General features: G+C 63.8%; 20 protein-coding genes and 1 pseudogene. 12 read left to right on the forward strand and 9 right to left on the reverse strand.

Going from position 1 to position 21,989, the window contains the following annotated elements:
* Positions 1-293 precede the first annotated feature (293 nt).
* The 5 genes from AC2FME_RS01310 (at position 294) to AC2FME_RS01330 (ending at position 4,436) form a co-directional block, all read left to right on the forward strand.
* Positions 294-1,139 carry an AAA family ATPase gene (locus AC2FME_RS01310; protein ID WP_496683935.1) on the forward strand — a complete coding sequence of 282 codons (846 nt, stop codon included), beginning with the start codon at positions 294-296 and terminating at the stop codon, positions 1,137-1,139.
* A 121-nt stretch (positions 1,140-1,260) separates the two neighbouring features.
* Positions 1,261-1,707 carry a GNAT family N-acetyltransferase gene (locus AC2FME_RS01315; RefSeq protein ID WP_496796066.1) on the forward strand — a complete coding sequence of 149 codons (447 nt, stop codon included), beginning with the start codon at positions 1,261-1,263 and terminating at the stop codon, positions 1,705-1,707.
* On the forward strand, positions 1,704-3,053 hold the full coding sequence (locus tag AC2FME_RS01320; protein ID WP_496799406.1) for a DUF2927 domain-containing protein: 1,350 nt from the start codon (positions 1,704-1,706) through the stop codon (positions 3,051-3,053). Before AC2FME_RS01315 ends, AC2FME_RS01320 begins: the two co-directional genes overlap by 4 nt.
* Positions 3,054-3,076: 23 nt before the next feature.
* Complete coding sequence (locus AC2FME_RS01325; protein ID WP_496683914.1) at positions 3,077-3,247, forward strand: hypothetical protein; 171 nt, start codon at positions 3,077-3,079, stop codon at positions 3,245-3,247.
* Between the two features lie 4 nt (positions 3,248-3,251).
* Positions 3,252-4,436: a vWA domain-containing protein gene (locus tag AC2FME_RS01330; protein WP_496799407.1), complete on the forward strand. Its 1,185-nt coding sequence runs from the start codon at positions 3,252-3,254 to the stop codon at positions 4,434-4,436.
* 19 nt (positions 4,437-4,455) lie between these two features.
* Here the strand turns inward: AC2FME_RS01330 and AC2FME_RS01335 are convergent, their stop codons facing one another.
* Entirely contained in the window at positions 4,456-5,940 is a 1,485-nt protein-coding gene (locus tag AC2FME_RS01335; RefSeq protein WP_496711787.1) for an inorganic phosphate transporter, read from the reverse strand.
* Positions 5,941-6,143: 203 nt separating this feature from the next.
* Here AC2FME_RS01335 and AC2FME_RS01340 point away from each other — a divergent pair, with 203 nt between their 5' ends.
* Positions 6,144-6,830, forward strand: a complete 687-nt coding sequence (locus AC2FME_RS01340) for a M48 family metallopeptidase (RefSeq protein ID WP_093962334.1) — start codon at positions 6,144-6,146, stop codon at positions 6,828-6,830.
* Positions 6,831-6,893: 63 nt separating this feature from the next.
* Here AC2FME_RS01340 and AC2FME_RS01345 read toward each other — a convergent pair whose 3' ends face one another.
* The 4 genes from AC2FME_RS01345 to glnE are packed head-to-tail and all read right to left on the reverse strand — an operon-like array spanning position 6,894 to position 11,740.
* Positions 6,894-7,436 (reverse strand): RSP_2648 family PIN domain-containing protein, encoded by a 543-nt coding sequence (locus tag AC2FME_RS01345; protein WP_496799408.1) that lies wholly within the window; start codon positions 7,434-7,436, stop codon positions 6,894-6,896.
* Positions 7,433-8,641 carry an RSP_2647 family RNA methyltransferase gene (locus AC2FME_RS01350; RefSeq protein WP_496799409.1) on the reverse strand — a complete coding sequence of 403 codons (1,209 nt, stop codon included), beginning with the start codon at positions 8,639-8,641 and terminating at the stop codon, positions 7,433-7,435. The genes AC2FME_RS01345 and AC2FME_RS01350 overlap by 4 nt, the downstream gene beginning before the upstream one ends.
* Positions 8,642-8,688: 47 nt before the next feature.
* Positions 8,689-8,961, reverse strand: coding sequence for a hypothetical protein (locus AC2FME_RS01355; protein ID WP_496683899.1), 273 nt, complete (start codon positions 8,959-8,961; stop codon positions 8,689-8,691).
* Positions 8,948-11,740 (reverse strand): bifunctional [glutamate--ammonia ligase]-adenylyl-L-tyrosine phosphorylase/[glutamate--ammonia-ligase] adenylyltransferase, encoded by a 2,793-nt coding sequence (gene glnE / locus AC2FME_RS01360; protein WP_496799410.1) that lies wholly within the window; start codon positions 11,738-11,740, stop codon positions 8,948-8,950. The genes AC2FME_RS01355 and glnE overlap by 14 nt, the downstream gene beginning before the upstream one ends.
* Before the next feature lie 178 nt (positions 11,741-11,918).
* Here glnE and AC2FME_RS01365 point away from each other — a divergent pair, with 178 nt between their 5' ends.
* The 4 genes and pseudogenes from AC2FME_RS01365 (at position 11,919) to AC2FME_RS01380 (ending at position 14,122) form a co-directional block, all read left to right on the forward strand.
* On the forward strand, positions 11,919-12,338 hold the full coding sequence (locus AC2FME_RS01365) for a DUF2852 domain-containing protein (RefSeq protein WP_496683893.1): 420 nt from the start codon (positions 11,919-11,921) through the stop codon (positions 12,336-12,338).
* A gap of 61 nt (positions 12,339-12,399) precedes the next feature.
* Positions 12,400-12,831, forward strand: a complete 432-nt coding sequence (locus AC2FME_RS01370; RefSeq protein WP_496683890.1) for an RDD family protein — start codon at positions 12,400-12,402, stop codon at positions 12,829-12,831.
* Between the two features lie 74 nt (positions 12,832-12,905).
* Complete coding sequence (locus tag AC2FME_RS01375; protein ID WP_496799411.1) at positions 12,906-13,730, forward strand: arginyltransferase; 825 nt, start codon at positions 12,906-12,908, stop codon at positions 13,728-13,730.
* A gap of 6 nt (positions 13,731-13,736) precedes the next feature.
* Positions 13,737-14,122: pseudogene (locus AC2FME_RS01380) on the forward strand (VOC family protein).
* A 74-nt stretch (positions 14,123-14,196) separates the two neighbouring features.
* Here AC2FME_RS01380 and AC2FME_RS01385 read toward each other — a convergent pair.
* From AC2FME_RS01385 to AC2FME_RS01395, 3 genes are all read right to left on the reverse strand, one after another.
* Positions 14,197-16,551, reverse strand: a complete 2,355-nt coding sequence (locus tag AC2FME_RS01385; protein ID WP_496799412.1) for a TRAP transporter large permease subunit — start codon at positions 16,549-16,551, stop codon at positions 14,197-14,199.
* Between the two features lie 17 nt (positions 16,552-16,568).
* A complete protein-coding gene (locus AC2FME_RS01390) occupies positions 16,569-17,495 on the reverse strand; it encodes a TRAP transporter small permease subunit (protein WP_496799413.1) in 927 nt (308 codons plus the stop codon).
* A gap of 123 nt (positions 17,496-17,618) precedes the next feature.
* On the reverse strand, positions 17,619-18,701 hold the full coding sequence (locus AC2FME_RS01395) for a TRAP transporter substrate-binding protein (RefSeq protein WP_496711782.1): 1,083 nt from the start codon (positions 18,699-18,701) through the stop codon (positions 17,619-17,621).
* Positions 18,702-18,951: 250 nt separating this feature from the next.
* On the opposite strand from AC2FME_RS01395, the gene AC2FME_RS01400 reads away from it, so the two are divergent.
* Positions 18,952-20,385 carry a cache domain-containing protein gene (locus AC2FME_RS01400; protein WP_496799414.1) on the forward strand — a complete coding sequence of 478 codons (1,434 nt, stop codon included), beginning with the start codon at positions 18,952-18,954 and terminating at the stop codon, positions 20,383-20,385.
* The gene (locus tag AC2FME_RS01405; RefSeq protein WP_496684491.1) at positions 20,385-21,029 is read left to right on the forward strand and encodes a response regulator transcription factor; all 645 of its coding nucleotides are present in this window, start codon (positions 20,385-20,387) and stop codon (positions 21,027-21,029) included. The genes AC2FME_RS01400 and AC2FME_RS01405 overlap by 1 nt, the downstream gene beginning before the upstream one ends.
* 6 nt (positions 21,030-21,035) lie before the next feature.
* On the opposite strand, the gene AC2FME_RS01410 is transcribed toward AC2FME_RS01405, so the two are convergent.
* On the reverse strand, positions 21,036-21,881 hold the full coding sequence (locus AC2FME_RS01410) for a HalD/BesD family halogenase (protein ID WP_496799415.1): 846 nt from the start codon (positions 21,879-21,881) through the stop codon (positions 21,036-21,038).
* Positions 21,882-21,989: the final 108 nt, after the last annotated feature.

Below are 21,989 nucleotides of genomic sequence, written 5' to 3' on the forward strand. Positions count from 1 at the left end.
ACGCGGCCGGGAATGTCACTATGCAAACGCCAGCCCGGCACGCCACTGATGAAATTGGTACAAGCATGAGACTTAACGTATGAAAACGACTTTTTTCGTGAAACGGATCCGGCCATTTTGCGGCAGGTTCAACGCCGGATCGAACCGGGTGATCCGAATCAACCAGGGGCGGTTCGATTGGCCGGGCCCGAACCGCGACGCTGCGACCCGGGTTGTAAAAGATCACCCCTGCCGGTAACCCGGTGCCCGAGTTCTTTGCCGGCGCGCTGCGCGACAATCATCACGAGGGCCACATGACCACACGTTTCGAAGGCACCGCAGACTATGTTGCCACCGACGATCTGACCATCGCGGTGAACGCCGCCGTGACGCTGGAACGACCGCTTCTGGTCAAGGGTGAGCCCGGAACTGGCAAGACCGAACTGGCCAAGCAGGTAGCCTCGGCGCTGGGACTGACGATGATCGAGTGGAACATCAAATCCACCACCCGCGCGCAGCAGGGCCTGTACGAATACGATGCCGTCAGTCGCCTACGCGACAGCCAGTTGGGCGACGAGCGCGTGAACGACGTCCGCAACTACATCAAGAAGGGCAAGCTGTGGCAGGCCTTCGAGGCCGAAGAAAAGGTCGTGCTGCTGATCGACGAGATCGACAAGGCCGATATCGAGTTCCCCAACGACCTGCTGCAGGAGCTCGACAAGATGGAGTTTCATGTCTACGAGACCGGCGAAACCATCCGGGCCAAAAACCGCCCCATCGTGATCATCACCTCGAACAACGAAAAGGAACTGCCCGACGCCTTCTTGCGCCGCTGTTTCTTCCACTATATCCGCTTCCCCGACGAGGCCACGATGCGCCGCATCGTCGAGGTGCACCACCCGGGCATCAAAGAAGCGCTGCTGACCACCGCCCTGACCCAGTTCTACGAAATCCGCGAGACGCAGGGGCTGAAGAAAAAGCCCTCGACCTCCGAGGTGCTGGACTGGCTCAAGCTTTTGCTGGCCGAGGATCTGGACGCCGAGGACCTGAAGCGCGACGGGGTCAATGCCCTGCCCAAGCTGCACGGCGCCCTGCTGAAGAACGAACAGGACGTGCACCTGTTCGAACGGCTGGCCTTCATGGCGCGCGCCAAGCGCTGAAGCGCGCCGGTCGTTGACCATTCCGTGATCGCGGCTTGCCTTGGGGCGCACCTGATGCCAGCATCGGCGCGCGCCCTTCCGCGGCCACCAATCGAGCAACCAGACCGCAAAGGCCACCAATGTGACCCAGCCGTGCATTCGCCCTCTGACCGCCCAGGACCGGCCGGAATGGGCCGCTCTGTGGCGCGCCTATCTGGCCTTCTACGAAACCGAGCTGCCGCAAGCGGTCTATGACAGCACTTTCTCGCGCCTGCTGAGCGATGACCCCCGTGACTTTTCCTGCCTTGTGGCCGAGCGCGACGGGCAGTTGGTGGGGCTGACCCATTTCCTGTTTCATCGCCACGCCTGGAAGACCGAGGATGTCTGCTACCTGCAGGACCTCTACGCCGATCCGCAGGTGCGCGGCACCGGCGTCGGACGCGCCCTGATCGAGGCCGTCTATGCCGAGGCCGATCGCCGGGGCGCGCCCTCGGTCTATTGGTTGACGCAAGAGTTCAACCACGCTGCGCGCCGGTTGTATGACAGGGTCGGGCAACTGACCCCGTTCATCAAATATCAGCGTCCATGACAAGGCTGGCGGCCTTCGTTCTGGCTTTGATGCTGGCTGGCTGCAGTACGGTCGAAACGATCGAACTGCCCGCCGAGGTCAAATCGACCGAAAGCACCCTGCCCCCGGCCAGATCCTTCGGCGCGCCGCGCCCGGTTCCGCCCATGCGCTCGAACGCCAACATCGCCACCGATTTTCTCGACTTGTTCTTCTTTCTGGAAAGCGGCACCCCGTTGCCCGTGTTCACCCGGTTCGAAACTCCGATCACGCTGCGCCTGACGGGCACGCCGGCCCCGACCATGCAGGCCGATCTGAGCCGGGTGCTGACGCGCCTGCGCACCGAGGCCGGGATCGACATCCGGCAGGTCCAGGACGGGCCGGCCAACATCACCATCCAGGCCGTCCCCCAGCGCCAGATCCAGCGCGTTCTGCCGCAGGCGGCCTGTTTCGTCGTACCCAACGCCCAAAGCCTAGAGGAATACCGCCGCGACAGGCGCAAACCCAAAAGCAGCTGGTCGGCCCTGCGCAGCCGCGAGCGGCTGGGCATTTTCATCCCCAACGATGTCAGCCCGCAGGAAATCCGCGATTGCCTGAACGAAGAACTGGCGCAGGCGCTGGGTCCGTTGAACGACATGTACCGCCTGCCGGATTCGGTGTTCAATGACGACAATTTCCACACCACTCTGACCGGGTTCGACATGCTGATCCTGCGGGCCGCCTATGCGCCCGAGCTGCGCACCGGCATGACGCGGGATGAGGTCGCGCAAGTGATCCCCGGCGTGATCGCCCGCCTCAATCCGCGCGGCGCACGTCTTCCCGCCCAGGCGGTATCGGCCACGCCGCGCGCCTGGATCGACGCGGTGCAGATCGCGGTGGGCAACGGCGCGCCCTCGCCCCGGCGGCTGCGCGCGCTGGACCGGGCGATGCGGATCGGCCAGCAGCAAGGCTGGACCGACCACCGACGCGCCTATCCGCACTATCTCATGGGCCGGATGATCCAGTATGACAACCCCGAAGGCGCACAGCGCGAATATGCGATTGCCATGCAATTCCTGCGCAATACGCCCGGAACCGAAGTGCATCAGGCCCATGTCATCGCCCAGATTGCAGCCTATGCGCTCGGACGGGACCAGGGGCCGGACATGCTGCCGCAACTGGACACGGCCATAGAAACGGCGCGACGGGCCGAAAACGCCGCGTTGCTTGCAACCCTGCTGCTGCTGAAATCCGAAGCGCTGGATCAGGCCGCTCGCCCCGAGACGGCACGCGCCGTCAGGCTGGACAGTCTGGGGTGGGCGCGCTACGCCTTCGGTTCTGAATTGGTGGTGCGCGCGCTGGTGCAGAACATCGCGCTGCGCAACCCGTGACACAGCAAACGGATGGCAAGCGAATGGGACTGGTTTGGGGCATGGCGATCGTAGGAGCGATTCTGGGCGCGCTGACGGCACGCAGGCGCAAGGGCAGCGGGGCCGACATCGCCCAATACGCCGCCGGATACGGCATCGCCTTCGCCCTTTTGGGGCTGGTGGCGTCGTTGATCCTGGTTCGGATGGTGGGCTGACCGGATGTTCATTCCCTTTTTCGAAAACCTCAGAAAAGCCGGCATCCCCGTCTCGTTGCGGGAATACCTGACCTTTCTGGAGGGGATGAAAAAGGGGCTGGCCACCTACGACATCGAGGCGTTCTACTACCTCGCCCGTGTCTCGATGGTGAAGGACGAGCGTAACATCGACAAGTTCGACCGCGCCTTTGCCGCCAGCTTCGAGGGGCTCGAGGAAATCAGTTTCGAGCAGGTGCTCGAAGCCGTGGACATTCCCGCCGAATGGCTGGCCAAGATGGCCGAGAAACACCTCTCGGACGAGGAAAAGGCCGAGATCGAGGCGCTCGGCGGCTTTGACAAGCTGATGGAGACGCTGCGCGAGCGGCTCAAGGAACAGCAGGGCCGCCATCAGGGCGGCAACAAGTGGATCGGAACGGCGGGCACCTCGCCCTTCGGCGCCTATGGCTACAATCCCGAGGGCGTGCGCATTGGCCAGAAGGAAAGCCGCCACCAGCGCGCGGTCAAGGTCTGGGACAAGCGCGAGTTCCGCAATCTCGACGACACGGTTGAGCTGGGCACCCGCAACATCAAGGTCGCGCTGAAACGCCTGCGCCGCTGGGCCCGCGAGGGCGCCGCCGAAGAGCTGGACCTCGACGGCACCATCCGCGCCACGGCCGAGCATGGCTATCTCGACGTCAAGACCCGGCCCGAGCGACACAATGCGGTGAAAGTGCTGCTGTTCCTCGATGTGGGAGGCTCGATGGATCCGCATGTCAAGGTGGTCGAGGAATTGTTTTCGGCCGCGCGGGCCGAGTTCAAACACCTGGAATATTTCTATTTCCACAACTGCCTGTACGAAGGCGTCTGGCGCGACAATCGACGCCGGTGGGATGCGCAGACCCCCACGCATGAGGTGCTGCGGACGTATGGCCCCGACTACAAATGCATCTTCGTTGGTGACGCTTCGATGTCGCCCTACGAGATCGCCTATCCCGGCGGTGCCAACGAGCACTGGAACGCAGAGGCCGGTCAGGTCTGGCTGCAGCGCGCGCGCGAGCAGTGGACGTCGAACCTGTGGATCAATCCGGTGCCCGAGAAATACTGGGAGTACACCCATTCGATCGGCATGATCCGCGAGATCTTCGAAGACCGGATGGTGCCGATGACGCTGGCCGGGCTGGAACGCGGTATGCGCGAGCTGACGCGCTAGCGACAGCCCGGCTTTGGTCTTATCCGGCGATTGCCTGAATTCCCAGGAACAGCAGCCCCGACAGCAGGGCCGCTGCGGGCACGGTTATCACCCAGGCCGCGATGATCGTCAGGAAATGCGACCGGCGCACCAGCTTGCGGCGGCGGCGCTCTTCGGGGGCAAGCACCGGGCGCTCCGGCACGGCACCGCGCGCTTTGATCAGGCGCCGCTCGGCGTCCCATTCCCGGAAGAACCCGACGCCAAATACCGCGCCAACGGCGATGTGGGTCGAACTGACCGGCAGGCCAAGCCAACTGGCCACGATTACGGTGATCGCCGCCGACAGCGCCACGCAATAGGCCCGCATCGGGTTCAGCTTGGTGATCTGACTGCCGACAACCCGGATCAACTTGGGTCCGAACAGGAACAGGCCGAACGAGATGCCGAATGCGCCGATGATCATGACCCAGGGCGGAATGTTCACCGCATGGGTGAAATCACCCACCGCCGAGGCCTGAACGATCGCGGCCAGAGGCCCGACGGCGTTGGCCACGTCATTGGCCCCATGCGCAAAGCTGAGCAGCGCCGCCGAAATGATCAACGGAATACCGAACAGGATCTTGAGCGATTTGTTGCGGTTCTCCAGCCCCTCGGCCTGACGGCGAATGACCGGAATCGTCACCAACCAGATCAGCACGCCACTGACCAGGCCGATCACCAGGGCCGTCTGCAGGTTGATCTTGAACAGATGTTTGAGGCCTTTCAGCGCAAGGTACGAGGCAAACGCCCCGGCCATGATGCCGACCAGAACCGGAACCCATTTGCGCGCCGCGGCGATCTTGTCGTCCTGATAGATGACCCGGGTTTTGATGAACCACAGGAAAGCAGCAGCAATGACACCGCCCAGAACCGGCGAGATGACCCAGCTTGCAGCGATCTGGCTCATCTTGCCCCAGCTGACGGCACCGAACCCCGCCGCTGCGATCCCTGCCCCCATGACGCCCCCCACGACCGAATGCGTGGTCGAGACCGGAGCGCCTATCCAGGTGGCAAGGTTGATCCAAAGCGCGGCAGACAGCAGCGCGGCCATCATGGCCCAAATGAAGACAGTTGCCGTTCCCATGCTTTCGGTATTGATGATGCCCTTGGCGATGGTCGAGACCACGTCTCCACCCGCGATCAGGGCGCCGGCGCTTTCGAAAATTGCAGCAATCGCGATGGCGCCGCCCATGGTCAGGGTGTTCGCGCCCACCGCCGGAGCCATGTTGTTGGCCACATCGTTCGCCCCGATGTTCAGTGCCATGTAAGCTCCGAACATGGCCGCGATCACGACGATCATCGTGTTGCTGGCCTGTCCGAACAACAAAGCAGCCGTGATCCCGGCGATTACGATGAACACGAATGCGATGCCCGATCCGACAAACGGCCGCCCGACCTGCGCCGTTGCGACCTCGAGGCGGGAAAACCGCCGCAGGTCACGATCCAATGTTTCAAGGTGCCGGGCTTCTGAGTCTGTATTGGCCATTTGTCCCTCTTGCATAGCGCGCGCTGGCACGGCGCGCGCCTTGCCCTAGAAGGGTTTCGCCCTCGCTTCAACCTTTGAAATATGGAATTTGCAATCTGACGCCGGGCGATTTCCGTCTCACGGACTGCCCTAAGTCGCCCACATTGCCCGAAAGTGATGAGCAACGACTTGCCCCCGCATCCCGATCCGCCCATATCTGGGGTATGTTGCGTCTGACCCCAATTCTACTGGCGATTGCCTATGCCATTGTGATGTATCGGATTTCCGTCTGGCGCACCCATCGCGAGCTGGATGCGAAGTCGACCGAGCTGGCCGATCCCGAATTGAAACGCATGACCGACCGCTTGGCCGCCGCCTTGGATGTGGCGCGCGTGCCGGTCTATATCTACGAAATCGACCCGGTGAACGGACTGGCCGCACCGGACGGGCGCATCTTCATCACCCGTGGGTTTTATCGCAAGTTCCGCAACGGCGAGGTCTCGGCCGAGGAGATGGCCAGCGTCATCGCGCACGAACTGGGGCATGTGGCGCTGGGCCATGCCCGGCGGCGGATGATCGATTTTTCCGGTCAGAACGCAATGCGGGCGGCGCTGATGATGCTGCTCAACCGGTTCATTCCGTTCATCGGCGCGTGGATCGCCAATGCGCTGACCGCGCTGCTGGCCTCGCGCCTGTCGCGGGCGGACGAGTATGAGGCGGACGAATACGCAGCCGCCTTGCTGACCAAGGCCGGAATCGGGATCGGGCCACAGAAATCCCTGTTTCACAAGCTTGAGGATCTGACCCAGCAACGGGCGGGCGTGGTTCCGGCCTGGCTGATGAGCCACCCCAAAACGGACGAGCGAATTGCCGCGCTGGAGGCCCTTGAGCAACGTTGGGAGCGTGGCTGAGGGTCAGGAAGCGAGAGGCCAGCCTCTCGCGCTCTCCGGGATATTTCGGGCCAGATGAAGCGGTCAGGCCGCCAGAGCCTTGCCGAGGCGCGGCAGCCGGGCCTTTTTCATCAATGCGCGCAGGGTCCAGCTGTCGCCCGACAGGCGGTTGGCTTCGGTCAGAACCGATTGAGCCACCTGTTCGACGCCGATCGGATCATTCTGCCAGATTCCGTGAAGGAAGCTGTCGGGGTCGATGCGGGCAAGGCCCTCTTCGGCCAGGATATGTCTTGGAAAGTCCTTGGCATTGACGGTGATGATCGTGTCGGCCGAAGCGGCGACCGCGGTGGCCAGCACATGCGTGTCGGCCGGATCGGGAAGCCACAGGCGCCGTTCGAGGCCGGGCGCCTCGGGGCGTTCGGCCTGCGGCCAATGTGCCTGCACCAACGCGATTTCGGCCCGGGCCTGTGCCTCGCCCTCGGGGCCAAGTTTGCGGGCGGCGCGGGCCCATTCTTCGAGGATGCGAGCCGACCAGAGCGGGGTGAAATGGCCCCGCGCCGCCACGCCCAGCAGCATCTCGCGCATCACCGTCGGATAGATGACGCAGGTGTCGAGAACCGCCTTCACAGCCGGTAGAACACGGATTTCAGATAGCCACTCTCGGCCAGTTGCGGCAGTTGTGGATGGTCGGGTCCGGCAAAGCCGGTGTGGATCATCTGCGCCTGACGCCCGGCCCGGCCGATGCCACGGGCGCAGGCCTCGCGGAAGCGGGTCAGGTCTGCTGCGTGCGAGCAGGAACACAGGCCCAGATACCCCCCCGGTTTGACAAGCGGTGCGGCCAGGCGGGCGATCCGCTCATAGGCCCGCAGCCCGGCATCCAGCGCCTGTTTCGACGGCGCAAAGGCTGGCGGATCGCAGATGACCACGTCGAACTGCGCACCGTCCTCGCCCAGTTGGGTCAGGACGTCAAAGGCATCGCCCTGTCGGGTTTCAAAGCGGTCGCCAAAGCCCGAGGCGACGGCGCCCTGCTCGGCCAGAGTCAGCGCGGCGGCCGAGCCATCGACCGACAGCGCGTGTTCGGCGCCACCGGCCAGCATGGCCAGTCCAAACCCGCCCACGTGGCTGAACACGTCCAGCACATGCGCACCGGGGCCCGCCAAGCGGGCGGCAAAGGCGTGGTTGGGGCGCTGGTCGTAAAACAGGCCGGTTTTCTGGCCCCCGGTCAGGTCGGCCATGTAGATTGCGCCATTCATCGGAACGGGCAGTGGTGCATCGGGCGCGGTGCCGCGCAGCGTCTGGTTCACGTCATCCAGACCTTCCAGCCCACGGGTGCGGCCCGCGGCGTTCTTGAGCACGGTCGTCACCCCTGTCACCGCGACCAGCGCGTCGGTCAGCCGGTCCAGATGCGCCTCGGCCCACGCGGCGTTGGGCTGGATCACGCAGGCGTTGCCGAACCGGTCAATGATGACACCGGGAAAACCGTCGGCCTCGGCATGGACCAGCCGGTAGAACGGCGCATCAAACAGGCGTTCGCGCAGGTCGAGCGCCCGGCGCAGGCGGGTTTCGAACCACCCGGCATCCAGCTGCGCCGACAGGTCGCGATCCAACACCCGGCACATGATCTTGGAGTTCGGATTGACTGCCACCAGCGCGATCGGGGTACGCTTGTCATCCTCGAGCACGGCCAGCGCCCCGGGCGCGATCTTGCGGGTGCGCCGGTCGGTGACGACGTCATTGGCATAGACCCAGGGGAAGCCGTGGCGCAGGGCGCGGGCATTGGCCTTGGGTTTGAGGCGGATTCTGGGGCGGTCGGGCGTGGTGGATTGCGTCATGGCGCCCTCATAGTCGCGATTGCGCGGGCAGGAAAGCCCCGATTGGGTCACCGTGGCCGGGCACGCCAACCGCCGCGCCGGCGCGGGGCCTGCGCGGTATCCAGCCCTTCGCGCAAGACCTGTGTCATGGGATGATCGGCATCGCGCGCGGCATAGAAAGCGTGCAACTCGGTCAGCGCCTGCTTCTGGTCGCGCCCGTCCGGCAGGCTGAGCGCCCAGTCCAGAAAGATACTGCGGCATTCGGGCAAGGCGATGCCCTCGATGCGATAGGCCTCGCGGATCAGGCCCTTGGGGTCGTTGGGGTCGTCACTGCGCGGCATCGCGTCCCTCCTCGATCACCGCGCTTAGGATGGCGGCGGCGGCAGCATAGTTTTCCTGCAATGCGGCCTGCAACTGTTCGACCTGCTCGAACCCGGTGGCCCGGCACAGAAAGGCCGTGCCCCCCTGCCCGATCTTGTCGGCCTCGATCACCTTGCCCGACAGCAGCCGCGCGGCGCATTGCACCTGCCAGAATAGGTCATAGGCCTCGCACAAGACCTGCGCCTGAGCGACCTCAAGCAGCCCCGCAGCGACGGCGCCCTGCAGGCCCGAGGCCACATCGCGTTCCGCCGAGCCCGCCAGCAAGGCCCCGGCCTCGGCCATCAGTTCGATGTCCAGCAGGCGGCCGGGCCCATTCTTGACGTCCCAGATCCCGGCGGGAGACTTGGCTGCCGCCAAACGCGCACGCATTTCCGAGACTTCGCGCAGGACATGCCCCGCGTCCCGCGGGCGCGCGATGAAGTCGGAGCGGAAGGCCTCGATGTCGCGGGCCAGCCCGGGCTCGCCCGCGACCACGCGGGCGCGGGTCAGGGCCAGATGTTCCCACACCCAGGCTTCCTTCTGCTGGTAATGGGTGAAGCTGGCCCAGCTTGTCGCCACCGGACCCTGATTTCCCGAGGGGCGCAGGCGCATGTCGACCTCGTACAGACGTCCCTGCGACATGGGCGCGGACAGCGCGGTGATCAGCGCCTGGGTGAAACGCGCGTAGTAGGTACGCGTGGCCAGGGACCGCGGGCCATCCGACATCTCCTCGCCCTGCGGGTCATAGATCACGATCATGTCCAGATCGGATTGCGAGTTGATCCGGCCCGCCCCCAGCGACCCCATGCCCAGTACCGCCGCGCCCCTGCCCGGCGCCGGCCCGTGCTTTCGCGCGAACTGATGCTCGACACAAGGCAGGATCGCGGCGATCACGGCCTGGGCCAGCTCGGCATATTGCCGACCGGCCTCAAGCCCGTCGATCAGGCCGCGCAGGTGATGCACGCCGATGCGGAAATGCCATTCCTTGCACCAGCGTCGGGCCAGGTCCAGCTGGGATTCATAGTCGGTCTCGGCGGACAGGGCCGCAGCCAGTTCTTGCCGGAGCGCGGCCTGACCGGGCCACTCGGCAAAGAAGCTGCCGCCGATCACCGCGTCGAACACCTGCGCATTGCGCGACAGGTGCGACGCAAGCGCGTGCGAGGTGCCGACGATATCGACCAGAAGGTCGGTCAGATGCGGGTTGGCTTCGAACAGGGAAAACAGCTGAACACCGGCGGGCAAGCCGGCCAGAAACCCATCCAGCGCCAGCAGCGCCTCGTCGGGGCGGGCGGTCTTGGCCAGCCGTGCCAGCAGTTCGGGCTTGAGCCGCTCGAAAATGCGCGCGCCCCTTTGCGAGCGCAGCGCGGGATAGGTTGTCCACCGGGCCAGAACGCCGGCGTCGAACGCGACCGGGGGCGCTGCGGTCGGCGCGGGGCCGGCGCCGGGCGCGAAAAAGCCCTCGGTCAGCTCGTGCACCTCGCTCAGGCGGCGGGTCAGATCGGCCGTCAGCTCGGCGCTGGTGGTGCCCATCAGGCAGGCGATGCGCTCGATCCCGTCGGGCGATTGCGGCACCTTGTGGGTCTGCGCATCATGCACCATCTGGATGCGGTGTTCGACCTCGCGATGGGCGCGGTAGTGGTCGGTCAGCTTGTCGGCCGCGTCCTGCGGTACCCAGCCCTTTGCCGCCAGCGCCGCCAGTCCCGGAACCGTGCCGCACACCCGCAGATCGGGGTCACGGCCCCCGGCGATCAACTGCCGGGTCTGTGTAAAGAACTCGATTTCGCGAATGCCGCCCTGCCCCAGCTTCATGTCATGGCCGGGGATCGTCAGAGCCCCCCCGGTGCCCTTGTTCTCGCGGATGCGCAGGCGCATGTCGTGGGCGTCCTGGATGGCGGCGAAATCCAGATGGCGGCGCCAGACAAAGGGCCGCAGGGTTTCCAGAAACCGCTGCCCGGCGGCGATGTCACCGGCGCAAGGGCGGGCTTTGATATAGGCTGCACGCTCCCATGTACGGCCCAGGCTTTCGTAATAGCGCTCGGCCGCCTCGGTCGCCATGCAGACAGGGGTGACCGCGGGATCGGGGCGCAGGCGCAGATCGGTGCGGAACACGTAACCATCGGCCGTCTTGTCGCTGAGTGTGGCGCAGAAATTGCGCGTCGCCCGCACCATGCCCTGTCGCGCCTCATAGAAATCGTCGGGATCGTACCGGGTTTCGTCAAACAGCACGATCAGGTCGATATCCGAGCTGTAGTTCAACTCGTGCGCGCCCATCTTGCCCATCGCCAGGATCACCATCCCGGCGGCGGTCTCGACGTCGTCTTCGGTCATGCCGGGCAGTTTCTTGCGCCGGATCAGCGCCGCGATCTCGGCCTTGGCCGCGATGTCCACGGCAAGCGCCGCAAAGTCGGTCAACGCGCCGGTGACCTGTTCCAACGGCCATGCGCCCGACAGATCGGCCAGCGCGGTCAGCAACGCGACGCGGCGCTTGGCCAGCCGCAAACCGGGCTTCAACTGGTCGGGCGGCAGGGCACGGGCCTTTGACATGACGCGTTCCATCGCCTGCTGCGGGTCCCGCAAGGCCTGCGCCAGCCAGTCGCCTTCGCGCTGGATCAGACCGTTCAGATAGGGGCTGCTGCCAGCGGCGCCCAGGATCAACTCGGACTGTTCAGACGTCAGATCGGGCACGGCAGCAACGGCTTCGCGCCCCAGATCGGGGTCATAGGCGCGCGGAACACGGGTGATGGACAGGGCTTCGCTCATGCGCGCAAGGTGCACATTGCCGTCCGCCAAGGTCAATGGGGCAAAGCGGCCCTGCGGGGAAGATCCGCACGGACCCGCAAAAATGTAAATCTTTTTCACATTGATCCCTTGCAACCCGGCCGCACGCCCCCATCTACATCAATGTGAAAGCGTTTTACATCAACCCAGGAGAGCCCACATGACCGCATTGTCCGAATCCGCCGTCCCCCGCAACCCGGGATGGCTGCACCGCACCGAAACCTGGCTGGACGACAAAGGCAAAGGCGCCTGGATCGCCGCCATGGTCCTTGGTTTCATCTTCTTCTGGCCCGTCGGGCTGGCCCTTCTCGCCTACATGATCTGGAGCAAACGTATGTTCAGCAAATCCTGCAGCCGCCGCCATTCGTGGCACAGCCACATGAGCGCGATGAAGCCCTCGGGCAACAGCGCGTTCGATGCCTACAAGGCCGATACCCTGGCCCGGCTAGAGCGCGAGCAGCAGGACTTTGAAGCCTTCCTGCGCCGCCTGCGCGAGGCCAAGGACAAGGCCGAGTTCGACCAGTTCATGGACGAGCGCGCCCGCGCCAACGATGCGGACGACAAAGGCGAAACCGCCTGATGGACACTGGCCCTGCCCCGGTTTAGGGACAGGGCGCCCCAACGGATATTCGGAACCTGCAATGACCCACCTGCCTGATCCCGACCGCCAGCCAGAATTCTATCAATCGGTGGCGATCAAACGTTTCTTCGCCTGGCTGTTCGACATCGCCTTCATCTCGCTGCTATGCACGGTCGCCATTCTGCTGACCTTTGGCATGGGGCTTTTCGTGCTTGCGCTGATCTACGCAGTGGTCAGCTTTGTCTACCGGGTGGTCACCATCGCCAACGGCTCTGCCACGCTGGGCATGCGATTCATGGGAATCGAGCTGCGCGACGCCTTCGGCGAACGGATGGACACCGGCAAGGCCGTGGCCCACACTGCGGGGTATTTCGTCAGCATGGCCTTCCCGATCCTGCAGATCATCTCGGTCATCATGATGCTGACCAGCGCCCGCAACCAGGGCCTGACCGATGCCTTCTTGGGCACCGTCATGCTGAACCAGCGCGCCTGAACCCAACCGTTTCAGGGACTTGGCGACCCGGATTTGCGTTGCTATCATCATCCCCGAGGAAACACGGGGCCTTCATGCGACACACGCTGCCGATTGCGCCGCAGTTCTATGTGACTGCACCACAACCCTGCCCCTATCTCGAGGGCAGGGTTGAGCGCAAGCTGTTCACCGCGCTTCAGGGTGAAGGTGCCGATCATCTGAACAACGCCTTGTCGCAACAGGGATTCAGGCGCTCGCAGAACGTACTGTACCGGCCATCCTGCGCCGATTGCGCCGCCTGCCTTTCGGCGCGGATCGACGTGTCGGTGTTCCACCCGAGCAAAAGCCAGAAACGCGCGGCGCGACGCAACGCGCATCTCCAGCGGCGTGCAACCTCGCCCTGGGCCACCGATGACCAGTACGAACTGTTCCGGCGCTATCTCGATGCGCGTCACGCAGATGGCGGAATGGCCGATATGGACGTGTTCGAATTTGCTGCGATGATCGAGGAAACCCCGATCCGCAGCCGCGTGGTGGAATATGCCGACCCGGAAACCGGCAACCTGATCGCCGTCAGCCTGACCGACGTCCTGGATGACGGGCTGAGCATGGTCTACTCCTTCTACGACCCCGATCAGCCGCAGAACTCTCTGGGCACCTACATGATCCTCGACCATATCGATATCGCGCGCGAGGCCGGCCTGCCCTATGTCTATCTGGGCTATTGGGTGCCGGGCAGCCCCAAGATGGGGTACAAGGCCAAGTTCGCGGGCCTGGAAGTCTATTTGGGCAACAGGTGGCAATCGGTCAGCGACCCCTCGGCCTTCTCGAACAGCGAACACCATCCGCTGGCGGCCGCTCCGATTGCCGAACAAGTCGCAAGCATCCAGCTTCCCGACCGACACCCGACCAAGGGTTGAACATCCATGCAGCAAACCTTGCAAGCCGTCACCCTGGTGGTGCCGGACTATGAGGACGCGATCGCGTTCCACACCCGGACGCTGCGCTTTCGACTGACCCAGGATGTCGAACTGGGCGACGGCAAACGCTGGGTTCTCGTCACCCCGCCCGGCGGCGGCGCTGGGCTGGTGCTGGCCAAGGCCGATGGGGCCGATCGGCAGGCCGCCATCGGCAACCAGACCGGCGACCGGGTGGGCTTCTTCCTAGCCACCGATGATTTCGCCCGCGATCACGCGGACATGCGGGCCAAGGGCGTTCTGTTCGAGGAGGAGTCGCGCCACGAACCCTATGCATTGTTGCCGTTTGGCAGGGCCCGTTCGGAAACCGCTGTGACCTGATCCAGTTCACCTGACAACCGGCGTCAGCCGGTGCCAAAGCAAAGGGGGCCACGCGGCCCCCTTTTCAATTTGAGAACGCCAAGACCTGTCAGTTCGGGATCAGGTCCGGAACGATGGTCACGATCGACGGGAAGAACCACAGGATCGCGATGCCCACCACCTGGATCAGCACGAAGGGGATGATCCCGCGGTAGATATGGCCCGTCGTCACCTCTTTCGGCGCCACGCCGCGCAGATAGAACAGCGCGAACCCGAATGGCGGCGTCAGGAACGAGGTCTGCAGGTTCACCGCCACCATGATCGTCACCCATTTCGGATCGAACGACCCGCCATAGATCACCGGCCCCACGATCGGGATCACGATGTAGATGATCTCGAGGAAGTCCAGCACGAAGCCCAGGATGAACAGCACCAACATCACGATCAGGAAGACCGTGAATTCGTTGTCGAAGCTCTTCAGGAACTGCTGGATATAGTGCTCCCCGCCGAACGAGATCACCACGAGGTTCAGCAGCTGCGAGCCGATCAGGATGGTGAAGACCATCGAGGTCACCTTGGCGGTTTCCCGCACCACCGGTGTGAGCACGCCGCTTGTGAACAGAACCCAGCACGCGAACAGCAGGCCGAACAGCGCGTACAGATAGGCAGCATAGGCCAGGATGAAGGCGATCCAGCTCTCGACCGAGACGCCACCCTGATTGATGCGCAGGTCAAAGTTCACGCCCAGCAGCAGGCAGATGATGACTGCGAAGGTCGACCAGATGATCACCTTGCCCGACCGCCCCTGGTCCTGCAGCTTGCGATAGGCCGCCAGCATGATGGCCCCGCCCGCCCCCAGCGCCGCCGCCGGCGTCGGGTTGGTCACGCCGCCCAGGATCGAGCCCAGAACCGCGATGATCAGAACCAGCGGCGGGAACACCACGCGGATCAGATCATTGGTGGCACAGCGCGCAGCCGCGGCTTTGCAGCCATACATTGCCAGTGCGAACGGCAGCGCCAACAGCAGGAACGTGGCCCCCGACGAGGTGGTCGGCGCGATCAGCAGCACATCGACCAGCAGCATCAGGACAAGCCCGATTGCCCCCACGATCAGCGGCTGCGGCGATTGCGACGGTGCGATGCCCCGGCCCATCACCAGCGTCAGCCCCAGCAGCACGACAATCACGGCAACACCGGTGCCGATCGGCGCGGCGGCGGCGATCTTGGCTTCACGCGCGGCAGCCAGCTCTTCCTCACTCAGCCGCTGCGACTCGGACACGCCGCCGGCAGCGTCGATGGCTTCCTGCTCGGCCACGGCCTTGTCCCAGGCTTCCTGACCGTGCAGTTCGATCATCGAGGCCTTGCACTCTTCGGACACGTTGGTACGCAGCGTGGCTGCCTCACCGATATCCGAGAATCCCGAAACCGTGATATTCTGGCTGCCGATGACGCCCAGGTTGCCGAGCAGCACCGCGCCCACGATCAGAGCGACCGGAGCACCCAGCAGCCAGGTCAGCCCTTCCGAACGCGTGATCGGCTCGCCGCTGCCACCCGACAGTTCGACCGCAGGCGCCTTGTGCGGGTTCAACAACGCGTAGCCAAATGCGTAGAGCGCATAAAGCAGCGCCAGCATGATCCCCGGCAGCAACGCCGCCTGAAACAGCGTCCCCACCGAAACCACGGCCGGCTCGCCCAGATAGGTCAGCGCGTCGGTACAGCCCGCTTCGACTGCGCGGGTCTCCTGCGCCGTCGAATACAGGTCACCCGCCAGCGTGCCCAGCAGAACGATCACGATCGAGGGCGGAATGATCTGCCCCAGCGTGCCCGAGGCCGCGATCACACCCGTCGCCAGCTCTGGCGAGTAGTTGTTGCGCAGCATGGTCGGCAGGGCCAGCAGGCCCATCGTCACCACGGTCGCGCCGACAATCCCGGTCGAGGCCGCAAGGAATGCCCCCACAACCACGATCGACACCGCCAGACCACCCGGCAGCGGGCCAAAGACGCGCGCCATCGTGGTCAGCAGATCGTTGGCGATTTTCGAGCGTTCCAGCGTGATGCCCATCAGCACGAACATCAGCACCGCCAGCAGAGTCTCGATCGACTGACCGGCCAGAACTCGTTCGTTGATACGGTTCACGATGAAGGACACGTTGCGGTCCAACGCGGTTTCCCAACCCTGAACAAAGACCGGCTCGGCGATCCTTGGCAGGTCCGGGTATCGGAACACGGATATCACATCGGGTTTCACACCCGAATTCACGATGTCCCGATAGGCTTGCGAGCTTGTGTCGATCGCCTGGTGGATCAGCAATCCGGCGCTGTCCAGCGCGGCGATGATCCCGAAAGAGATGATGCCGGCCCCGCCGATGGCAAACGCCACCGGAAAGCCGCTGAGAATTCCGCCAAACAGGCAGAGGAATACGATAATGAGGCCTATCTCGACGCCATCAAGTCCGAATAGCATTGTCTTGGTCTCCGTCCTTAATGTGTGCCTTCGTAGGCTTCTTCACCCTCGCCAAGGCTGTCCTTGTCGAGGTATTTTCCAGCGCTTTCCGGGCCTTCGACATATTCGAGATAGGACCGGTAGAAGAACGCGATCGCGTGCAGGAACACCATCGCGGCAAAGGCCACAAGCAGGATCTTGAACAGGAAGTAGGCATTGAAGCCGTTGGGGCTGAAGCCGATGGTTTCGACGTTCCAGCGCAGCGCGCGGGATTTCATCACCAGCCGGTCCAGCGTGTCGCTGGCCGAGGGCTTCGGCACGATCAGGTGACGCCACATGAAGTACCAGCCATACATCCAGGTCAGCACGGCGATGGGCATCATGAACAGAATAGAGCCCAGCATGTCGACCACGCGCTTGGCCCGGTGCGAGATGCCGGCATATACGAGGTCCACGCGGACGTGGCCGCCCTGCACGAAGGTGTAGGTGCAGCACAGGCAGACGACGAGCGCGTTGTACAGCTTCAGTTCTTCGGCATACCAGCTGATATCCATCTGGAACGGGATACCCAGACCAAACGCCATGTCAGGCCGCGCGAATACACGCTGCATGAATACGATGACGATTTGCTGGATCACCATCAGCAGGCCCGCCCAGGCAAAGAAACGCCCCGTCGTGTTGGCGAACCCTTCCAAAACGCGCACCATGCCCCACATGAAATTCCGGTGATAGATGCCGATGGCCGTCATCACCAGAAAGCCTGTGAAGACCACGAAGAAGAACTCGACCGATCCGCCATAATAGACGAAGCGCATGATCGCTTCTTTGTTCGACCAGTCCAGCCACAGCTGCGGATGCGTGATCGCGTATCCGAAATTATAGAAGGCTTCGGCGATGTTTTGAACGAACCAGAGCAGTCCGTTCCACAGGGCGCCGAAGAACGAGATACCGTTTTCGTCCTGCATGATGTCCCCAGGTCCCGTCAGTTGCGATGCTGATTATACCGGAATTTGACCGATCCGCGCACCTGCAACAGAAATGGCTTCCCCGCGCGAGGCGGGGAAACCGAATGATTGCCAGTTGGCCAGTTAGCCCAGAACGCGGTCGCGCTGCGCGGTGTAGACGCCCGACGACATGTTCAGCCACGACGAAGAGGCCTTCATCGACGCCATTGCGCTGTCATGGACCTTCTTGAACAGCTCGTCGCCCATGTTCTCGGCCAGAACGTCCTGGCTGGCCTTGCCGAAGGCATCCCAAACGCTGTCGGGGAATTCCATGACCTTCACGCCACCGGCCTGCAGACGCTGCAGCGCCGCACCGTTGTTGGCCAGGAACTGCGCCAGGTTCCACTGGTGCGCTTCGGCGGCCGCGATCTCGATGATCTTCTGGTGCGCCGGCGACAGGCTTTCGAACACTTCGCGGTTGGTTGCCAGCGACAGGCCCGCGCCCGGCTCGTGGAAGCCAGCGGTGTAGTAGATCTTGGTGATCTCCTGGAAGCCGGCCTTTTCGTCGGCCCAGGGACCGATCCACTCGGTGCCGTCGATCGCGCCGGACGACAGCGCCTGGTACACTTCCGAACCCGGAATGTTCTGGACCGATGCGCCCAGCTTGCCCAGCGCCTTGCCGCCCAGGCCCGGCATACGGAACTTCAGACCGTTGAAGTCCTCGGGGCTGTTGATCTCTTTCGAGAACCAGCCGCCGGCCTGCGCGCCGGTGTTGCCGGCCAGGAACGACTTCAGGCCGAAGATCTGACCCAGCTCGTCATGCAGTTCCATGCCGCCATCGAAGTAATACCAGTTCACCAGTTCCTGCGCGGTCATGCCGAACGGAACCGCGGTGAAGAAGGCATAGGCCGGGTGCTGACCGACGAAGTAATAGTCGGCGGCGTGGTACATGTCGGCCTGGCCCGACGACACGGCGTCGAACACTTCGAACGCACCGACCAGTTCTCCCGCGGCCTTGATGTCGACGGTCAGGTTGCCGTCGGACATTGCGGTGATGCTGTCGGCGCAGCGCTGGGCGCTGTCGAACACGCCCGCCAGACCGCGGCCCCACGAGGTAACCATGGTCAGCGTGCGCTTGCCCTGCGCGTAGGCCGGTGCCGCCAGTGCGGTTGCCGCCGCGGCCGAGCCGCCCAGTGCCGATGTCTTCAGAAACTTGCGACGATCCATATCAGGTGATCCTCCCCTTCATTCATTCACGGCCCGGGCGCACCCGGACCAGTCGCTTCGAGTGTCGACACGTTAATCAAGGCCGCTTGAAAGTGAATACCTACTACTGCGTAGAGCCCGCGATTTTTTGATCCGGCATGATGGCAAAACCGGCTGTTACCGCTATCGTCCGCGTGACTTTCGGGCCCGGAACGGCGAAAGATGCCCAATCTCTTTGCATTTGCGCCGCGGCTTGCGTATCGATTCGTCCATGGGGAAACTTCGATCTCTGTTCTCGCTGACTTATGCGCAGAAACTGTCACTGGTCGCGGCCATCCCGCTGGTGCTGGCGGTGGCGGCAATCGCGCTGATGGTGGCCATCGAATCCCGCGCCACGGCCGAGCGTGAGATACAGGCGCTGGAGCGTCGCCTGATCGAGGCCAAGAAGCAGGAACTGCGCAATTATGTCACCCAGGCGCGCAACGGCTTTGCCTATATCTACGGCCGCGCCGCCCCCGATGACGAAGAGGCCAAGAAGACCGTCGCCCAGATCCTGTCGGCGATGATCTACGGCAAGGACGGGTTCTTTTTCGTCTATGACTATGACGGCAACAACCTGGTCAGCCCCCGCCAGACCGAGTTCATCAACCGCAACTGGGAAGGTCTGACCGACAGCAACGGCGTGCCCGTGGTGGACGAGTTCATCCGGCTGGCCCGGCAGGGCGCGGGCTGGCACAGCTTCATGTGGCAAAAGCCCTCGACCGGGGAAGAGGCGATGATGATCGCCTATGTGGTCGGCCTGCAGGACTGGCGCTGGGCCGTGGGCACCGGCGTGTTCATCGACGACATCGTTGCCACCGTCGCCAATGCCCGCGCCGAGGTCGAGGCGCGCGTGCAGCGCACCTTCCTTTATATCGGCGGCATCGTTCTGGCGGCGGTGCTGATCGTCTTTGCCTCGGGGATGCTGCTGAACATCCGCGAACGTCGCCTCGCGGATGCCAAGCTGAAAGAGTTGACCAAGCGGGTCATCGACGCCCAGGAGGAAGAGCGCGGCCGCGTAGCGCGCGAATTGCATGACGGGATCAGCCAGATTCTGGTCGGAGTGCGCTATGCGCTGGACAATGCGCGCCGGCGCCTCGCAAAAGGCGATCATGACGGTGCGCGGGTGCCGCTGGACAAGGGGATCGACAATCTGGGCACCGCCATCACCGAGGTGCGCCGCATCAGCCGCGACCTGCGCCCCGGTGTTCTGGACGATCTGGGCCTCGGCCCCGCGCTCAAGGCGCTGACCGACGATTTCCGCGAACGCACGGGGATCGAGACCGAGTTTTCCACCGTCGTGTTCCGCAACCGTCTGGACCATGACAGCAAGATCGCGCTCTACCGAATCGCGCAAGAGGCGCTGACCAATGTCGAACGCCATTCCGGCGCGACGCGGGTGACGATCGACCTGCGCGGCCACAAGCGAGGCGCCACGATGCGCATCACCGACAACGGGAGCGGGTTGCGCAGCCGGCCGGGCCAGATCAGCACCGGGATCGGCCTGCGCAACATGCAGGAGCGGATCGAACAGCTTGACGGGACCCTGCGCATTCTGTCATCACGCGGCGCGCAGAGCGGAACGGTGATCGAGGTCAGCCTGCCGCTGAGCCACCTGCTGCCGCCGCAGGAAGACGCGACACCCAAAAGAAAGGCCGGTTCCTGATGACAGACACGACCCGAGTCCTGATCGTCGACGATCATCCGATGGTTGCCGAGGGCATCCAGTCGATCCTTGAAAGCTATGACGACATTAACGTGGTCGGCACCCTGGGCAACGGGCAGGAAGCAATCGACTTGGCCCCGGATCTGCGGCCCGACGTGATTCTGATGGATCTGAACATGCCCGGCACGGGCGGGCTGAGCGCCACCGAGATCATTCTGGAACGCCTGCCCCAGACCCGAATCCTGATCCTGTCGATGCATGACAGCCCCGAATACATCTCGACTGCGCTGAGCCATGGCGCCAAGGGATACATCCTCAAGGATGTGCCGACCGACGAGATCAAACAGGCCATCGATGCGGTGATGCGCGGCGAGCGCTATCTGTGCACCGGGGCCAGCGGCTCACTGGAGCCCAAGGGCGACAGCACCCGCGAAGCGCTGACCGGGCGCGAGCAGACGATCCTGCTGGAACTGGCGCAGGGCAAGTCGAACAAGGAAGTGGCCCAGACGCTGGACATCTCGGTCCGCACGGTCGAAACCCACCGCAAGAACATCAAGCGCAAACTGGGCATTTCCTCGACCGCCGGCCTGACGCGCTATGCGCTGGAACATGGTGTGCTGCAGGGCACCGGCGTCGGGTACTGACGCGGGTCAGTCCAACAGACGGTCAGCCCGCCGCCCCGCGCGCGCAAGGTGATGCGGCAGCACCCGGCCGTACAGCTGTTTTGTCCGCTCTATGCCGCCACACATCCCCTCTGCCTCAACGAAGGAAAAGATACCCACATAGCGCGGCCAAGGGCCGCTGACCGGCGCAACCCGGTGCAGCGAGTAGCGGCCGCGAAATATCTGCAGGTCACCAGGCTGAAGTTCCAGTTGCCGGACAGCGCTCATGTCACCGTCGAGGATCGCGGCCACTTTGTCGAAATTCTCGTGTTCAGGCGTGCGCAGGTTGGGCGCGTATTCGAACGCCCCGCCCCATTCGGCATTCTGGATCGCCAGAGTCACGGTGAAGTTGTTGGTATCGAAATGCCAGGGGAACCCCTGCCCTTCCTCGACCACGTTGATGATCACGTCGGCCAGAGGATCGTCATAGCGAAAGAACCGATCCTGGGGTTCGTTCAGGGCCGCGCGGATAAAGGGCAGAAAGCCATCATATTCATAGATACGCCGCAACGGGCCGGTCTCGGGGAAATTGTCGGCCGGTACAAATGCGTTCGACCGGTCATAGAACCGTCGGATCGGGTGGCGGATGCCGAACCGGGGGTCGTCTCGGGTGAAATAGGGGTTGGTGCGGTTGAAACTGCGATGCGCGCGCGGGGCGACGGCCTCGGCCTCGGCCAGCAACTGCGCCAGACCACCGTCATGCACGAAACCGGGCAGCACCGCGCACCCGTCCGCGTCAAGCTCGCGCCGGATATCCGCGATCAGCCGCTGGTAGGCCGCCGAGTCCGGCCGGTCGATCGGATAACGGCCCAGGTCCACCAGATCCACAAGCATGCGCGCCTCCGTCCTTGCACTTTCCGGTTCAGCCTGACCCGGCGGCGCGTGCGGCTCATGCCCATTTCAGACATCGACCTGCCGCTTTCTGACTTCGGAACCCTTGCC

The sequence above is a fragment of the Ruegeria sp. BHSC026 genome, assembly GCF_059613065.1.

What these genes read in the sequence shown, in the direction of transcription:
- AC2FME_RS01325 (WP_496683914.1), top strand. Translation starts at nt 3,077, where the DNA reads ATGGGACTGGTTTGGGGCATGGCGATCGTAGGAGCGATTCTGGGCGCG.
- AC2FME_RS01350 (WP_496799409.1), bottom strand. Translation starts at nt 8,641, where the DNA reads ATGACGCAATCCACCACGCCCGACCGCCCCAGAATCCGCCTCAAACCC.
- AC2FME_RS01335 (WP_496711787.1), bottom strand. Translation starts at nt 5,940, where the DNA reads ATGGCCAATACAGACTCAGAAGCCCGGCACCTTGAAACATTGGATCGT.
- AC2FME_RS01405 (WP_496684491.1), top strand. Translation starts at nt 20,385, where the DNA reads ATGACAGACACGACCCGAGTCCTGATCGTCGACGATCATCCGATGGTT.
- AC2FME_RS01390 (WP_496799413.1), bottom strand. Translation starts at nt 17,495, where the DNA reads ATGCAGGACGAAAACGGTATCTCGTTCTTCGGCGCCCTGTGGAACGGA.
- AC2FME_RS01365 (WP_496683893.1), top strand. Translation starts at nt 11,919, where the DNA reads ATGACCGCATTGTCCGAATCCGCCGTCCCCCGCAACCCGGGATGGCTG.
- AC2FME_RS01410 (WP_496799415.1), bottom strand. Translation starts at nt 21,881, where the DNA reads ATGCTTGTGGATCTGGTGGACCTGGGCCGTTATCCGATCGACCGGCCG.
- AC2FME_RS01395 (WP_496711782.1), bottom strand. Translation starts at nt 18,701, where the DNA reads ATGGATCGTCGCAAGTTTCTGAAGACATCGGCACTGGGCGGCTCGGCC.
- AC2FME_RS01355 (WP_496683899.1), bottom strand. Translation starts at nt 8,961, where the DNA reads ATGCCGCGCAGTGACGACCCCAACGACCCCAAGGGCCTGATCCGCGAG.
- AC2FME_RS01310 (WP_496683935.1), top strand. Translation starts at nt 294, where the DNA reads ATGACCACACGTTTCGAAGGCACCGCAGACTATGTTGCCACCGACGAT.
- AC2FME_RS01340 (WP_093962334.1), top strand. Translation starts at nt 6,144, where the DNA reads ATGTTGCGTCTGACCCCAATTCTACTGGCGATTGCCTATGCCATTGTG.
- AC2FME_RS01320 (WP_496799406.1), top strand. Translation starts at nt 1,704, where the DNA reads ATGACAAGGCTGGCGGCCTTCGTTCTGGCTTTGATGCTGGCTGGCTGC.
- glnE (WP_496799410.1), bottom strand. Translation starts at nt 11,740, where the DNA reads ATGAGCGAAGCCCTGTCCATCACCCGTGTTCCGCGCGCCTATGACCCC.
- AC2FME_RS01370 (WP_496683890.1), top strand. Translation starts at nt 12,400, where the DNA reads ATGACCCACCTGCCTGATCCCGACCGCCAGCCAGAATTCTATCAATCG.
- AC2FME_RS01375 (WP_496799411.1), top strand. Translation starts at nt 12,906, where the DNA reads ATGCGACACACGCTGCCGATTGCGCCGCAGTTCTATGTGACTGCACCA.
- AC2FME_RS01385 (WP_496799412.1), bottom strand. Translation starts at nt 16,551, where the DNA reads ATGCTATTCGGACTTGATGGCGTCGAGATAGGCCTCATTATCGTATTC.
- AC2FME_RS01330 (WP_496799407.1), top strand. Translation starts at nt 3,252, where the DNA reads ATGTTCATTCCCTTTTTCGAAAACCTCAGAAAAGCCGGCATCCCCGTC.
- AC2FME_RS01400 (WP_496799414.1), top strand. Translation starts at nt 18,952, where the DNA reads ATGGGGAAACTTCGATCTCTGTTCTCGCTGACTTATGCGCAGAAACTG.